Consider the following 12,948-nt stretch of genomic DNA (forward strand, 5'->3'; position numbering starts at 1 on the left):
AAGGAATGGGGCTGGGTATGGGTTTGTTCGGGTTCATGCTGTATATGATAAGAGCCTGATACCTGGGGGCCAATTACGACATCCTTTCCAATCTGACCTTCAATCCTGAATTCGGTTTCAGCAACTTCGACTTTAATACCGCCTACCTGCTGTTGCGCTTTGCCATCAAGCTCTAAACCCAATCCCACAAAAAAACCAGCCGCGTTGCTCGGCTGGTTTTTACCTTAACGGGGCTTAGATTAGCTTCTCTTCCCAACGGGCAAGGGCCTCGAGGGCAGGTTTTAGCGCCTCCCCCCTGGGGGTTAGGGCATACTCTACGCGCGGTGGAACCTCCTGGTACTCGGTTCGGCTAATCAGGCCCATCTCCTCGAGCTCTTTGAGGCGCAACGACAGGCTTCTGGGGGGCAGGGCAGTGGCTTGCTGTAATGCGCCAAAGCGCAATGCACGCTGCTCTAATGAGCGCAATATGGTATACACCCCGCGTTGACCCAATACTTCCAGCACATCTTCGAGGTGCAGTTCTTTAGATTTAACCATAGCTCTAGCCTACCCAAGACCTTTCCAACCCAGGTATATTGGCGCTACAAAGCAACCATACGGTCGGTTTGGAAATGATTCTCGCAAATGCAACCGAATCAACACCGGCAAGGGTACAGCTTGCCAAGCAGATGCGGATGGTTCTACCAACCGATTGATTACTCGGCTGGCCCAGGAAGGTACTGGCGTCCCCAGCGGTCTATGGCCTCTATAACGGCCTGTAAAGCCTGCCCGGCCTCCGTTAGGGCATAGCTGGTTCGCGGGGGCATGGTGGAGTGAATGGTTTTAGAGATGATGCCCAGGTGCTCTAACTTTTCAACGCGCTGGGCCAGGGTTGCCGGGTTGCAGCCGCCGACCGCCCTGGATAACTCGTTAAAGCCTTTGGGGCCATTCAATAGGCTGCGAATAATATGCAAAGTCCATTTCTCCTGTAATACGTTAATCGCTTCGTAAACAGGACAAAAGTTGTGGTCTGCCTCTGTGGCTTCTGAAGCGATAGCTTTAGCCATACTGCTCCAATGATAGCACACTTATTACTTTTTTTGCCCAAACGCTTGACAGAACAAAGCGCTATATAATAGCATACACTAGCTGATCCGAAATGACCCAGCGGATCGAAGCAGGAGGAGCGTTACTATGAACTGGAATCTGGATAGCAGCCACACCACCGTTGCCTTCGCTGTAAAGCACATGGGCTTTTTTACCGTACGCGGCCAGTTCAAAAAAGTTGCTGGCACTGTTTTGACAGACGAACAGGGTGCCCCGAGCAAAATTGAAGTGTCGATTGATGCCGCCAGCATTGAAACAGGTGACGCCCAGCGCGACACCCACCTGCGCTCCCCCGATTTTCTGGATGCCGAGCAATACCCCGTAATACGCTTTGAAAGCAGCCAAATTGAAGCACTGGGCCAGAACAAATACAAAATTCACGGCCAGCTAACGATTCGTAATACCGCCCGGCCGGTGGTGTTTGAGGCCGAGGTGAGCCCTGCCATCAAGGACCCCTGGGGTATGACCCGTACCGGCGCGACGGCTTCGGGGGTCATTAACCGCAAGGACTGGGGGCTTACCTGGAACCAGGTACTCGAGTTCGGGGCATTGCTGGTGGGGGAAGAGGTGAGGTTCGAGATCGAAGTCGAGGCGGTTGCGGCCCAGTCTGAGGTTGCTGCGTGATATTCTGGCTGGTAGCTGCGGGTTTCGCCTCATTCCAGGGCCAAGAACAAGGGGGCTCATGCTTGTTTAAGTGTCTCCATAAGCGAAATACAAGATGCCGTACCGAAAGTTCGCTTTAGGTTGCGCCAGGTATGCATTGACTCATTCCGCTGGTTTTGCCAATCTGCCCTGGCGCAACTTGCCTCCATACGAAAGGAGCTGGAGTGAAAACCGTCAACGGACTTCACCACATCACCGCCATTGCCGGTAAGGCCCAGCGTAACCTGGATTTTTACGCGGGGGTGTTGGGGCTGCGCCTGGTCAAGAAGAGCGTCAACCAGGATGACCCGGGCACCTACCACCTTTTCTACGCCGATGCAGAGGGGCGTCCCGGTACCGACCTGACCTTTTTTCCCTGGGAAAGCATGGCCCCTGCCCGCAAAGGCACCGGGCTTGCGGTGGAGGTGCAGCTCGCTGTACCGCAGGGAAGCCTGGCTTTTTGGGAGGCCCGCTTGCAGGGCTACGGGGTGCGGCTGGGGGCTGCCGAGGAGCGCTTTGGCGAGAAGGCCCTGCCCTTCCGCGACCCCGATGGCCTCGAGCTGGCCCTGGTCGAGACCACGCCCCGTCCCTTTAGCCCCTGGGAACGTACCGATGTGCCGGAAAACCGCCAGATTATGGGCTTGCACGGCGCTCGGCTGTGGCAGCAGGCCCTGGCCCCCAGCGCCGATTTTCTGACCCAGGTGATGGGGTTTGAGTTTGCCGGACACGAGGCAGGCTGGAGCCGCTACACGGTAGCGGGCGGCGGCTCGGGAAGGTTTGTGGACATCAAAGAACTGCCCAACCTTCCCAGGGGCCAGTGGGGAACCGGCAGCATTCACCACCTGGCCTGGAGCGTAGACGACACCGCCCACGAGATGGAGGTGCGCAAACAGATTCTGGCGGCGGGAATCCCGGCCACCCGACAGATCGATCGCTTCTGGTTCAAGTCGGTTTACTTCAATGAGCCGGGAGGCGTGGTGTTCGAGCTGGCCACCGATGGCCCGGGTTTTGCCGTGGACGAAGACCCCGCCCAACTGGGGGAAGCGCTGGTGCTGCCCCCCTGGCTGGAACCGCAGCGCCCGCAAATTGAGGCGGTGTTGCCCAGGCTCGAGGCCCCCAACCCGAGCTTGCCAAAACCTTGATGCTCTTCCCGGCGGCTGGTATGACCCCCTTATCTTTTGTTCACCACTTTGAGGCTGGAACCTCGAGCCACACGCTACTGCTGCTGCACGGCACCGGCGGCAACGAACACGATCTGGTGCCGATGGCCCACCAACTTGCGCCCGGTGCGGCGGTTCTTTCACCCAGAGGTAAAGTGCTGGAAAACGGTGCTCCGCGCTTTTTTAGGCGCCTGGCCATGGGTGTTTTCGACGAAGAAGACCTCAAAGCCCAGGCCGCCGACCTGGCCCAGTTTGTTTGGGAGGCCACCCGTCGCTATGGCCTGGATGCCAGCCAGGTATATGCGCTCGGGTATTCCAACGGCGCGAACATGGCTGCGGCCCTGATGCTCCTGCACCCTGAGGTACTGGCAGGGGCGATTTTGCTGCGTCCGGTGTTGCCTTTGGAGGTAGCGCCACTTCCCAATCTGATCGGGAAAACCGCCTTTCTGGCCGCCGGAACCCAGGACGCTTGGTCGCCTGTGGCACGGGTGCAGGCCCTGGCAGACCGCCTGGAAAACGCCGGTGCGCGGGTTCAGCTACGCTGGCAACAGGGGGGCCATCAACTCCATCCGGAGGAATTGTCGGCAGCCAAAGCCTGGCTGGATCTGAATCTGGCCTGAGCTGATGTGGCCTTTCGTCAACACGCACAGCAAAATGCCGCGCATTTATGGGAATCGCCCTATGGCCCCTTTCGCCTGGCTCCGGTATTCCAGGCCAGGTGTTCGGCAATCCGGGGAAACCAGCGGGCCAGGAGGTCGAAGGCGTAGAGTTGCCAGGGCACAAACATAATCCTGGCCTCGAGCTCGATGGCCCGCGCGATGCCTAAGGCAGCCTGGCGTGAGGTGATCTCGGGAATTAACCGCCCCACCCTGGGGATGCGGTTTTCGGTATGGGTGTTGCGGATGAAATACTCGCTATCGCTAATTTTGCCCGAAAAAAAAGCACAAACCTTGAGATGGCTGTGATGCAAATCGGCCCGCAGGGCCTCGGTCAGGCCATGCAGGGCCCAGCGGGCAGCCACGTAACCGGTAGCCCCCGGCCAGACCAGCCGGCTGGCAGGCGAACAGACCGAGAGAATGAAGCCCTGGTTTCGTTTCAGCATGGCGGGCAGAAAAACCCGGGTCAGGTAGGCAGCGGTGAAATAGGGGGTGTCCATCAGGCGCTGTAGGTCTTCTATGGGGGTTTCGTCCAGAAAGCGCCACTCACCTGCTCCGGCACTGTGAATCAGAATATCGGGGGTGCCCAGTTCCCCAAGCACCTGTTCGCCCAGACGGAATGCCTCCTGGGGCTTGCTCAGGTCGGCGGGAAAGGCCCAGGCCTGCCCACCCCCAGCCTGAATCTGACTGGATAGCTCCAGCAGTACCTCTGCTCGGCGGGCCACCAGTACCACCCGGGCCCCGCGTGCGGCGAGCTCGAGGGCCGTGGCTTTGCCAATGCCACTGCTGGCTCCACTGACGACGCACAGTCTTCCTGAAACATTCATAGCTCGATCAGCGTGTACGCAAAGGCGTTGATGACCCGCACCCCCTCGGGGGACGTGTACTCACGCCTGGGCTGGGCTTCGTAGAGGTGAATATGGCCATGTACATGTATTTTGGGTCGGTACAGGCGGTGGAACAAGCCCAGGGCCGTGCTGCCCCGGTGGGCAAAGTCGGACCCGGCGTGAGGCCCCGGGGGTGGGGCGTGGCTAAGCAGGATATCTACCCCGTGCCCCGTGCGCAAACGGCGTGGCAGCAAAATCGGATACCAGGACAAAAACCGGGCTTTGGCGTCGATTTCGCTGTACTGGCCGATGTCGCGGTCGTTGTAGCGGGGACACCCCCCCCAGCCCGCAATTCTGACCCCCGCCACCTCCACAATGCGCCCATGGGCCTTGATGGCGCCCCCAGGGGCCGTGAGGTTACCCAGGTAATCCTGGACGTACTCTTCTTTATGGTTGCCGTGCACATACACCACCGGAACCCGCACCTTGGTAGCCACAAACTCGATAAAACTGCCCGGAAGGTCTCCGGCCAGCAACACCAGATCGAAAGCGGGCAGGTTGTAGGGAAAGCGCTCCTGATAGATAAATGGATGAACCTGGTCGGAGAGCGCTAAGATACGCATTGCGGGATGCTCCTGTTGCAGTCTGCTATTTTTGCCAAAGCCAGCGACAAAAAACCTTGGCCGCAGAGCAAGTAGACCTTTGTGGCCTTGCGGCGTTTTTTCTGAAAACCATTCTAAAATGCGAGGCTCGAAAGGCAATCGGTTTCACAAATAGACCCAAACATAGACCAGCATTGTTGAGTTTGTCAAATCCTGGCGCGGGGCGGGATTGGTGCATTTGGCATGCTGGTTGGGTTTGCGAGGCTATAGTATCGGCAGCATGAAGCATACTGTGGTAGACCTCGAGGCCAAACCAGTGCAGCGGGTCTGGGGAGGAACCCGCATTGCCGAGCGGCTTGGCCTGCAAAGCAAAGACCCCATTGGGGAGCTGTGGCTGGCTTACGACCAGAACCGCATTCGCTCAGGGCCGCTGGCGGGAAAAACCTTAGTGGAAGTTTTACCAGAACTTGGTGCCGACTTTATCGGCCAGGCCGCTTACAGCAAGTATGGCCTCGAGCTGCCCTTGCTGGTCAAATTCCTCGATACGGCCGAGTGGCTCTCGGTGCAGGTACACCCCGACGATGCCTATGCGCACAGCGTGGAGGCGGCCAGTGGTTTTCATGGCAAGACCGAGGCCTGGTACATCCTCGAGGGCGAGGGCGAGATCATCTATGGCTTGCGTGAGCCCTTGGAGCGCCAAAGCCTGGCCCAGGCGGCCCAGGACGGCACCCTCTGGGACTGGCTCTGGCGCGAGTGGGTGACATCGGAGCAGGTGATCCCCGTGCCGGCGGGAACCATTCATGCGCTGGGGCCCGGTTTGCTGCTCTACGAGGTACAGCAGCGCTCCGACCTGACCTACCGCCTCTACGACTACGGGCGGCCCCGCGAACTGCATCTGGAGAAAGGGCTCGACGTTGCGAAGCTCGAGCCCACCCCACTTCCGCACCTTACCCCGCTGCCTGCGCATCACAAAGAAATCCTGCTGGCCTGCGAGGCCTTTGTGCTCGAGCGTTACAATTTGCGGGGTAGGCTTACCCTCAGAGCGCCCGAGGACAGTTTCTTGCTCCTGACCCTAGTTGTGGGAGGGGCAGAATGGCTGGAAGGGTCGCTCGCTTGGGGCGATACCCTGCTGGTTGGAGCGGGCGAGGCCATCGAACTTACCGGACAGGCTCGGTTGCTGGGCACGTTTGTTCCTTCGGTAGACTGGTTGGACTGGTATCCGAACTCGGTTCGATTTGTTTAGTGAGTGCTAATTGCGCTTTGCTGCACAAATTTTGCTAGCATAAAGCCATGCTTCAGTACGACCAGCTTTCCCTAGGCACCCGCCTGATCGACGCTGAATTACCCGACCTTTCGGGGCAGAGCATCAAGCTTTCGGCCTTTGGCGAGCCGTTTTTGGTGGTGATGTTCATCTGCAACCACTGCCCTTATGTCAAGGGCTCTATCCGAGAAATTGTTGCGTTGGCCGAAAAATACCGGGGTAAGGTGGCTTTTGTGGGCATCAACCCCAACGATTACGAGCGCTACCCAGAAGATTCACCTGAGGCCATGCAGACCTTTGCCACGGCGCACAACTTCAACTTCCCCTACCTGCTCGACCGGACCCAGGCCACCGCAAAGGCCTATAAAGCCCTGCGTACCCCAGAAGTCTTCGTCTTCGACCGGAGCCGCAAGCTCTGCTACCACGGGCGGGTCAACGACGCCCCCAAAGACCCCTCCAGTGTGCGAGAGCATACCCTGGATCTGGTGTTGGCGGCCCTGGTACAGGGGCAGGAGCCCCCCGTTACCGAAGCCAACGCCATTGGCTGCACCATCAAGTGGAAGCCCGGCAACGAGCCTAGCGTGACCATTGGCTGAAGGCAGCGCACAGGAAAAGCGGCGGCCCAGGCCGCCGCTTTTTTTCTTTGCCGCTGCACTATTCGTGGTTCAGGTCGTAGGTTTCGATGGCCTCACCCCAGGCCCTATTCATGCGGAAGCCATCCCAGATGGCTTTCACGGAGCTCTTGGCGGGGGGACGGCTGAGAATCAGGCGCGCGGGACGGATCAGGCGGCTCGAGCCCTGGTACTGCGTCACTGGGGTGTTGCTGCTCTGAATCAGGGTGGTCTCCATGGTATTCCCTCCTTGGATACCAGGTTAGGGCAAATTGTGTCATTTATGTAAACGCAAATCCGAACACTTATACACCATAGGCAAAATATACACAAAAACTGCAACACAAAAGTTATTGTAGAAACCAATACATTACACAAAAGTCGGCCTAAAATGGTGTAACCAGACCTACTGCTACTCGAACTGCTGCCGTACTTGCCCTGGGTGTACTCCAAAAACACCAGCCGACCACAAGAAAGGCGGCTGGACGGGTGGGGTCTTCGTGGAAGCGGGCTAGGCCATCTGCTTGCCAAAGCGCTTCTGAATGTATTCTTCCACCATGCCCATAAACTCCTCGGCGATCTGGTCGCCCTTGAGGGTGGTGGCAAGCTGTCCGTCTATATACACCGGGGCGCGGGGGGCCTCGCCGGTGCCGGGCAGCGAAATTCCGATGTCGGCGTGCTTGGACTCACCAGGGCCGTTGACCACGCACCCCATTACCGCCACCTTGAGGTTCTCGACACCAGGGTACTGGTTTTTCCAGACCGGCATCTGGGTGCTCAGGCGGGTGGAAACCTGCAGGGCCAGCTCTTGAAAGAAGGTGCTGGTGGTGCGTCCGCAACCAGGGCAACTGGCTACGCTGGGGGTAAACTGCCGCACCCCAATGGATTGCAGGATTTCCAGGGCTACTTCTACTTCCTTGGTGCGGGGCTCGCCGGGGGCCGGGGTGATGGAGACCCGAATGGTGTCGCCGATACCTTCGGCCAGCAGGGGAACCAGGCCCGCGGTGCTGGTCACGATGCCGCTCACGCCCATACCGGCCTCGGTTAGCCCTAAATGCAGCGGCGCATGGGTACGCCGGGCCAGCTCGCGGTAGACCCACCAGAGGTCGGGGGCGTTAGAAATCTTGGCCGATAGGATGATTTTATCCTCGCTGAGGCCATACTTCAGGGCCCATTCGTAGCTACGAACCGCCGACTCTACGATGGCCTCGAGCGTGACCTGGTGGGCATCTTTGGGTTCGGGCAGGGCGGCATTGGCGTCCATCATCTCCTCGAGCAAGCCTGCGTCCAGCGAACCCCAGTTCACCCCAATCCGCACCGGCTTGCCATATTCCACCGCCACCTCGCACATGATGCGGAAGTTGGGGTCTTGTTGTTTGCCTTTTCCCACTGTTCCCGGGTTGATGCGGTACTTGTCCAGGGCCAGCGCCATCTGGGGGTACTTGCGCAAGAGAATATGGCCGTTGAAGTGAAAATCGCCCACCAGGGGCACATCCACACCCAGGTCGGCCAGGCGACGCTTGATTTCCGGCACGGCCAGAGCGGCTTCGTCATTGTTGACGGTCATGCGCACGACTTCGGAGCCCGCGCGGGCCAGGGCCCAGACCTGAGCTACGGTGGCCTCGATGTCGGCAGTGTCGGTATTGGTCATAGATTGCACCACCACAGGGTGGTCGCCCCCTTTGGGTACTTTCCCCACCCAGACCGTCGGCGTTTTGCGGCGTTTGACTACCATACCTTCAAGTCTAATATCCTTCGGTCGAGCGAAAAGTAGACCAGGGCATGGGTTGGCCCGAACAGCGGCCCATTGGGCGTGTTGGATTGGGGGGAGCGCTTCCCCGAAAAAATTGGGTAATCTTGGGCTATGGCGATTCACGTAGGAGACCGTCTACCCGAGGTAACCGTGTTCAACACTTCTGCCGAGCCGGTATCGCTGGCGGGGCTGGCACAAGGAAGGCCAGGGGTGCTGCTTTTTTTTCCGGCAGCACACACCCGGGTGTGCGAAAAGGAGCTGTGCACCTTCCGCGATGGGCTGGCGGAGTACAACCAGCTTGGGGTTGAGGTGTATGGCTTGAGTGTGGACACGCCCTGGACCCTGGCCGCTTATGCCAGGTCGTTGGGTCTGGCCTTTCCGCTGCTCTCCGATTATAACCGGGAAGCCACCCGGGCCTTTGGGCTCGAGATTAGCCTGCGGGGTCTACCCGGCTTTTCCCAGCGGGCGGCCTATGTGTTCGATGCTTCTGGCCGCATTACCTGGGCCTGGGTAGCCGAGGTGGCGTCCCAGGAGCCCCCCTACCCGGAGGTGGCCGAAGCGGTGAAGGCCCTGGTCGGGGCCAGGGTTTAATGGCATCCGGTTAGAGCAGCTCGAGCCGAGGCCAGCCCAGAAGTAAGTCCTGCTCGGTGAGGGCTTCACCCTCGGACTCGGGGGTCCAGGCCACGTAGGCGGCCAGGGTGTTTACTGGGCTCGAGGTGGCCAGGGCCATCAGGGCCTGCCGCACCCCCTCGCGGCGCAAGGGGGTGGGTACTGGGGGCAGGCTGCCGCTCACGGCCAGCAACAGCGTTACCAGAAGGTAGCGCCCATCGGGTTCGGCCCTGGGCTGATAAGCGCCCTGAACCACTTCTTCGCCTTCGAAGTGCCGGTAGGTTTCAATAAACTCCGAACGGGTCTCGGTCATCCAGGCATCGAACTGCCCCTCGGCTTTGTCCAGGCTGCCGCTCCAGACCTCATACATGCCATACCGCCAGCCAGCCTGCTCACGCAGCAGCAACACGGCGGTATTGTCTATCAGGTCGGCCAGCCCCCGCACGCTTTCGGTGTCGGCTGCCTCGGCGGTGTGGCGCAGGCTGGCCTGCAACTGGGGGCTGTAGAGGGTGGCCAGTCGAAGCCGGGCCACTGTGCTCTCGGGCTCGCTGCCTGCCCCAGGGCCAGTTGCGGCCCGTTGCAACCCCCGCACCATCGATAAGCTGACCACAACGATGCCCACAATGAACACTAGCGCGATCAGGTCGAAGTTGTAGCCCGCTCCTGGAGTTACAAAAATGGGCGGTCGGGTGCTGGGGTAGCCTGGGGCACTGGGGGGGTAGTAGTCGCGGGGGTAGGTGGGGTAGCTGGGATAGCGGCGTGGGGTTGGCAGGGGCAGGGAGGGAGAAGGCGAGGGATTGACCCTGGGAATGGAGGGGCTCGAGCGGGGTGCCGAAAAGCCGCCCCGGCCACCTGCGCCACCCCCACTGCGCTGGGCGACGGCCCCGCTCCATCCCGGCCCGCCCAGACTGTTACCGGCAGGGCTGCCGGGCCAGGAAACCAGGGCCCATAGCAATAGAAGAACCCAAACCCCAGTGCGTCTCATCTGTTTCAGCATACGGCATTGTGCTGGGGGTTCTTATTGCCATTGATATAATCAGTAAACTTGATAATAATACACTCAGGGTGTGGACCCACTCGAGCAAAACCCCCAATGTTGGGACTGCCTGTACACTTGCGATAGATACGGAGTTGATTATGAACGACAAAACCGAAAAAAATAACACAAACCTTCCCGAGAGGCTCCCGGTATGTCCGGTACGGGGCTCGGTAATTTACCCCAGCATGGTCATGCCCATCGATGCGGGGCGGGCTATATCCATACGGGCCATCGAGGCCGCTCTGTCCCAGGAGCGGGTTATTCTGATTGTCAGCCAGCGGGACAAAGAAGTTGAGGAACCCGGCGCGGACGACCTGTACGACGTGGGCACCGCCTGCAACATCCTCCGCATGCGCAAAAACGCCGATGGTTCGGTGCAGATGTTGGTGCAGGCCTTTGCCCGGGTACGGGTACAGCAGTATTACCAGGCCACCGGCTACCTGGAGGCCAGCGTGATGCGGCTGCCCGAGGTTGAAGGCAAAACCACCGAGGTGACGGCGCTATTCCGAGAGGTCAAGGAGCGCTTTGAGAACCTGCTGCGCGAGGGCAAGTATGTCTCGCCTGAGGTGGCGCAGTTTGTGCTGAACCTGGAAGACCCTTCGCAGCTGGCTGATTACATTGCCTTCCACCTCGACTTCAAGCTGGAAGACAAGCAGCAGATTCTGGCTACCTCCTCGGTGGTGGATCGCCTCAAGCGCATTGCCATCTTGCTGGATGCTGAGCTGGACCTGGTGGAGACCCAGCGCCGTATTCAGCAGCAGGTGAAAGAAGAAATTGATAAAAATCAGCGGGAGTTTTATCTGCGCGAGCAGATGAAGGCCATCCAGCGCGAGCTTCACGGTGAAGAGGGCGAGGTGGAGGTGGAGGAGTTCCGCCAGAAAATTGCCGCTTTGAACCTGCCTGCAAATGTTTTGCCCGAAGTAGAGCGCGAGCTTTCCCGCTTTGCCCGCATGCACCCCGACTCGGCTGAAGCCAGCGTGGTGCGCACCTATCTGGACTGGATCATCAACCTTCCCTGGAACTCCCGCACCCAGGATCAGATTGACCTGCGGGAAGCCAAAAAAATCCTGGATGAAGACCATTATGGGCTGGAAAAGGTCAAGGATCGGGTGCTGGAGTACCTGGCGGTGCGCAAGCTGAAGCTCGAGCGCCAGCAAAAGGGCGAAATTCCGCCAGAGGAGGTTTCCAAAGGCCCCATCTTGCTGTTTGTGGGGCCGCCAGGGGTAGGGAAGACCTCCATCGCCAAGTCCATCGCCAAGAGCCTGGGCCGTAAATACCACCGCATCTCACTGGGTGGGGCCCGCGACGAGTCCGATATTCGAGGCCACCGCCGTACCTACATCGGGGCCATGCCAGGGCGCATCATCCAGGGCATGCGCCAGGCTGGCAGCAAGAACCCCGTCATCTTGCTGGACGAGGTAGACAAACTGGGGGTTTCTTACCAGGGCGACCCGGCAGCGGCCTTGCTCGAGTTGCTTGACCCCGCGCAAAACAAGGAGTTCACCGACCACTACCTGGGCGTTCCGTTTGACATGAGCGAGGTGCTCTTTATTTGCACCGCCAACTTCCCCGAGAACATTCCGGGGCCCCTGTTCGACCGCATGGAGCTGATCGAGTTTACCAGCTACATCGAGCAGGAAAAGCTCGAGATCGCCAAGCGGTATCTGCTGCCCCGTCAGATGAGCGAGAATGGGCTTAAGGAAAACCAGGTACACCTCACCGAGGCTGCCCTGATGCGCCTGATTACCCACTACACCCGCGAGGCCGGGGTACGCAACCTCGAGCGCGAGATCGGCACCTTGTTGCGCAAGTCTGCCCGCGCCATTCTGGAAAGCGGGAAAAAGCGGGTACGCATCACCGAAGCCGACCTGGAAAAATACCTGGGCCCGGCGCGCTTCCAGCCCGAATCTGAGGCCAGAACGCCCCAGATTGGGGTGGCCACGGGGATGTTCTACACCCCGGTGGGGGGCGACATCATGTTTATCGAGGTCTCGGTCATGCCGGGCAAAGGCAACCTGATTCTGACCGGCCAGCTTGGCGACGTAATGAAGGAGTCGGCGCGTGCAGCCCTTTCTTACGCCAAGAAAAACGCGGCTCGCTTTGGTATCCCCCTCGAGCGCTTCGATAACTCAGACGTGCATATCCATGTTCCAGCGGGTGCCGTGCCCAAAGAAGGCCCCTCGGCGGGCATTGCCATTACTGCGGCGCTGGTCTCGGCCCTGGCCGAAATCCCGGTGCGCAACGATGTGGCCATGACCGGAGAAATTACCCTTACCGGGCGGGTGCTGCCCATTGGGGGTGTGAAAGAAAAAGTGCTGGGCGCTCGCCGTGCGGGAATCCGCGAGGTGATTCTGCCTAAGCAAAACCAGCCCGACCTTTCAGACATCCCTGCCTACCTGCGCCAGAACCTTCAGTTTCACTTTGCCGAGGCGCTGGACCAGGTGCTGGACTGGACGCTGGTAGGGGGGCTGCGGGCCCTCGAGCGCAAGGCGGCACCTCCCTCGAAGAAGACCCGCCGGAGCAAAGAACAGCCTGTGGCAAGGGCTTAGAGCGGTCTTCAGAGAGCATGCTGCAATCCCAATTCATAAAAAGGGCTGTCTCAAGAGAGGTTTCCATATGCTGGGTATTCGTGGGAACCGCTCTCATATCGCCCACATTCCGCACCCCTCAACCTTGACTTTAGGATTTTGGGGTGGAAACCA

Annotated in this window: 15 protein-coding genes; 7 read left to right on the top strand and 8 right to left on the bottom strand. The window is 59.5% G+C overall.

Annotation, left to right across the window (positions count from 1 at the left end):
- The 3 genes from ABWU19_RS12560 to ABWU19_RS12570 form a co-directional block, all read right to left on the bottom strand.
- On the bottom strand, positions 1-182 hold a 182-nt coding region (locus tag ABWU19_RS12560; protein ID WP_435902022.1), incomplete at its 3' end, for a hypothetical protein.
- A 52-nt stretch (positions 183-234) separates the two neighbouring features.
- On the bottom strand, positions 235-537 hold the full coding sequence (locus tag ABWU19_RS12565; protein ID WP_435902023.1) for a winged helix-turn-helix transcriptional regulator: 303 nt from the start codon (positions 535-537) through the stop codon (positions 235-237).
- 158 nt (positions 538-695) lie between these two features.
- Positions 696-1,046, bottom strand: a complete 351-nt coding sequence (locus ABWU19_RS12570) for a winged helix-turn-helix transcriptional regulator (RefSeq protein WP_435902024.1) — start codon at positions 1,044-1,046, stop codon at positions 696-698.
- 127 nt (positions 1,047-1,173) lie between these two features.
- Between ABWU19_RS12570 and ABWU19_RS12575 the strand changes: the two genes are divergently transcribed.
- The 3 genes from ABWU19_RS12575 to ABWU19_RS12585 all read left to right on the top strand — a co-directional run bounded on the left by ABWU19_RS12575 (position 1,174) and on the right by ABWU19_RS12585 (position 3,508).
- On the top strand, positions 1,174-1,710 hold the full coding sequence (locus ABWU19_RS12575; RefSeq protein WP_435902025.1) for a YceI family protein: 537 nt from the start codon (positions 1,174-1,176) through the stop codon (positions 1,708-1,710).
- Positions 1,711-1,913: 203 nt separating this feature from the next.
- Positions 1,914-2,870: a ring-cleaving dioxygenase gene (locus tag ABWU19_RS12580; RefSeq protein WP_435902026.1), complete on the top strand. Its 957-nt coding sequence runs from the start codon at positions 1,914-1,916 to the stop codon at positions 2,868-2,870.
- Between the two features lie 20 nt (positions 2,871-2,890).
- Positions 2,891-3,508 carry an alpha/beta hydrolase gene (locus ABWU19_RS12585; RefSeq protein WP_435902027.1) on the top strand — a complete coding sequence of 206 codons (618 nt, stop codon included), beginning with the start codon at positions 2,891-2,893 and terminating at the stop codon, positions 3,506-3,508.
- A 59-nt stretch (positions 3,509-3,567) separates the two neighbouring features.
- Here the strand turns inward: ABWU19_RS12585 and ABWU19_RS12590 are convergent, their stop codons facing one another.
- Together ABWU19_RS12590 and ABWU19_RS12595 are read right to left on the bottom strand one after the other, a co-directional pair.
- Positions 3,568-4,371, bottom strand: a complete 804-nt coding sequence (locus ABWU19_RS12590) for an SDR family NAD(P)-dependent oxidoreductase (protein ID WP_435902028.1) — start codon at positions 4,369-4,371, stop codon at positions 3,568-3,570.
- The gene (locus ABWU19_RS12595; RefSeq protein ID WP_435902029.1) at positions 4,368-4,994 is read right to left on the bottom strand and encodes a metallophosphoesterase; all 627 of its coding nucleotides are present in this window, start codon (positions 4,992-4,994) and stop codon (positions 4,368-4,370) included. Before ABWU19_RS12595 ends, ABWU19_RS12590 begins: the two co-directional genes overlap by 4 nt.
- A gap of 259 nt (positions 4,995-5,253) precedes the next feature.
- On the opposite strand from ABWU19_RS12595, the gene ABWU19_RS12600 reads away from it, so the two are divergent.
- Together ABWU19_RS12600 and ABWU19_RS12605 are read left to right on the top strand one after the other, a co-directional pair.
- Positions 5,254-6,216, top strand: a complete 963-nt coding sequence (locus ABWU19_RS12600; RefSeq protein ID WP_435902030.1) for a type I phosphomannose isomerase catalytic subunit — start codon at positions 5,254-5,256, stop codon at positions 6,214-6,216.
- Between the two features lie 47 nt (positions 6,217-6,263).
- Entirely contained in the window at positions 6,264-6,830 is a 567-nt protein-coding gene (locus tag ABWU19_RS12605; RefSeq protein WP_435902031.1) for a thioredoxin family protein, read from the top strand.
- A 58-nt stretch (positions 6,831-6,888) separates the two neighbouring features.
- Here the strand turns inward: ABWU19_RS12605 and ABWU19_RS12610 are convergent, their stop codons facing one another.
- Together ABWU19_RS12610 and ispG are read right to left on the bottom strand one after the other, a co-directional pair.
- Positions 6,889-7,083, bottom strand: a complete 195-nt coding sequence (locus ABWU19_RS12610) for a hypothetical protein (protein ID WP_435902032.1) — start codon at positions 7,081-7,083, stop codon at positions 6,889-6,891.
- A gap of 273 nt (positions 7,084-7,356) precedes the next feature.
- Complete coding sequence (gene ispG, locus ABWU19_RS12615) at positions 7,357-8,580, bottom strand: flavodoxin-dependent (E)-4-hydroxy-3-methylbut-2-enyl-diphosphate synthase (protein ID WP_435902033.1); 1,224 nt, start codon at positions 8,578-8,580, stop codon at positions 7,357-7,359.
- 129 nt (positions 8,581-8,709) lie between these two features.
- On the opposite strand from ispG, the gene ABWU19_RS12620 reads away from it, so the two are divergent.
- Entirely contained in the window at positions 8,710-9,189 is a 480-nt protein-coding gene (locus ABWU19_RS12620) for a redoxin domain-containing protein (RefSeq protein ID WP_435902034.1), read from the top strand.
- Positions 9,190-9,199: 10 nt separating this feature from the next.
- Here the strand turns inward: ABWU19_RS12620 and ABWU19_RS12625 are convergent, their stop codons facing one another.
- A complete protein-coding gene (locus ABWU19_RS12625; protein WP_435902035.1) occupies positions 9,200-10,192 on the bottom strand; it encodes a DUF1517 domain-containing protein in 993 nt (330 codons plus the stop codon).
- Positions 10,193-10,344: 152 nt separating this feature from the next.
- On the opposite strand from ABWU19_RS12625, the gene lon reads away from it, so the two are divergent.
- The gene (lon, locus tag ABWU19_RS12630; protein WP_435902036.1) at positions 10,345-12,795 is read left to right on the top strand and encodes an endopeptidase La; all 2,451 of its coding nucleotides are present in this window, start codon (positions 10,345-10,347) and stop codon (positions 12,793-12,795) included.
- Positions 12,796-12,948 lie beyond the last annotated feature (153 nt).

The organism is Meiothermus cerbereus (genome assembly GCF_051297115.1).
Taxonomy (GTDB): domain Bacteria; phylum Deinococcota; class Deinococci; order Deinococcales; family Thermaceae; genus Meiothermus; species Meiothermus cerbereus_A.

Bases quoted from the DNA above. Each gene is read 5' to 3' on its own strand.
- ABWU19_RS12565 (WP_435902023.1), bottom strand. From the start codon at position 537: ATGGTTAAATCTAAAGAACTGCACCTCGAAGATGTGCTGGAAGTATTG.
- ABWU19_RS12570 (WP_435902024.1), bottom strand. From the start codon at position 1,046: ATGGCTAAAGCTATCGCTTCAGAAGCCACAGAGGCAGACCACAACTTT.
- ABWU19_RS12575 (WP_435902025.1), top strand. From the start codon at position 1,174: ATGAACTGGAATCTGGATAGCAGCCACACCACCGTTGCCTTCGCTGTA.
- ABWU19_RS12585 (WP_435902027.1), top strand. From the start codon at position 2,891: ATGACCCCCTTATCTTTTGTTCACCACTTTGAGGCTGGAACCTCGAGC.
- ABWU19_RS12590 (WP_435902028.1), bottom strand. From the start codon at position 4,371: ATGAATGTTTCAGGAAGACTGTGCGTCGTCAGTGGAGCCAGCAGTGGC.
- ABWU19_RS12595 (WP_435902029.1), bottom strand. From the start codon at position 4,994: ATGCGTATCTTAGCGCTCTCCGACCAGGTTCATCCATTTATCTATCAG.
- ABWU19_RS12600 (WP_435902030.1), top strand. From the start codon at position 5,254: ATGAAGCATACTGTGGTAGACCTCGAGGCCAAACCAGTGCAGCGGGTC.
- ABWU19_RS12605 (WP_435902031.1), top strand. From the start codon at position 6,264: ATGCTTCAGTACGACCAGCTTTCCCTAGGCACCCGCCTGATCGACGCT.
- ABWU19_RS12610 (WP_435902032.1), bottom strand. From the start codon at position 7,083: ATGGAGACCACCCTGATTCAGAGCAGCAACACCCCAGTGACGCAGTAC.
- ispG (WP_435902033.1), bottom strand. From the start codon at position 8,580: ATGGTAGTCAAACGCCGCAAAACGCCGACGGTCTGGGTGGGGAAAGTA.
- ABWU19_RS12620 (WP_435902034.1), top strand. From the start codon at position 8,710: ATGGCGATTCACGTAGGAGACCGTCTACCCGAGGTAACCGTGTTCAAC.
- ABWU19_RS12625 (WP_435902035.1), bottom strand. From the start codon at position 10,192: ATGAGACGCACTGGGGTTTGGGTTCTTCTATTGCTATGGGCCCTGGTT.
- lon (WP_435902036.1), top strand. From the start codon at position 10,345: ATGAACGACAAAACCGAAAAAAATAACACAAACCTTCCCGAGAGGCTC.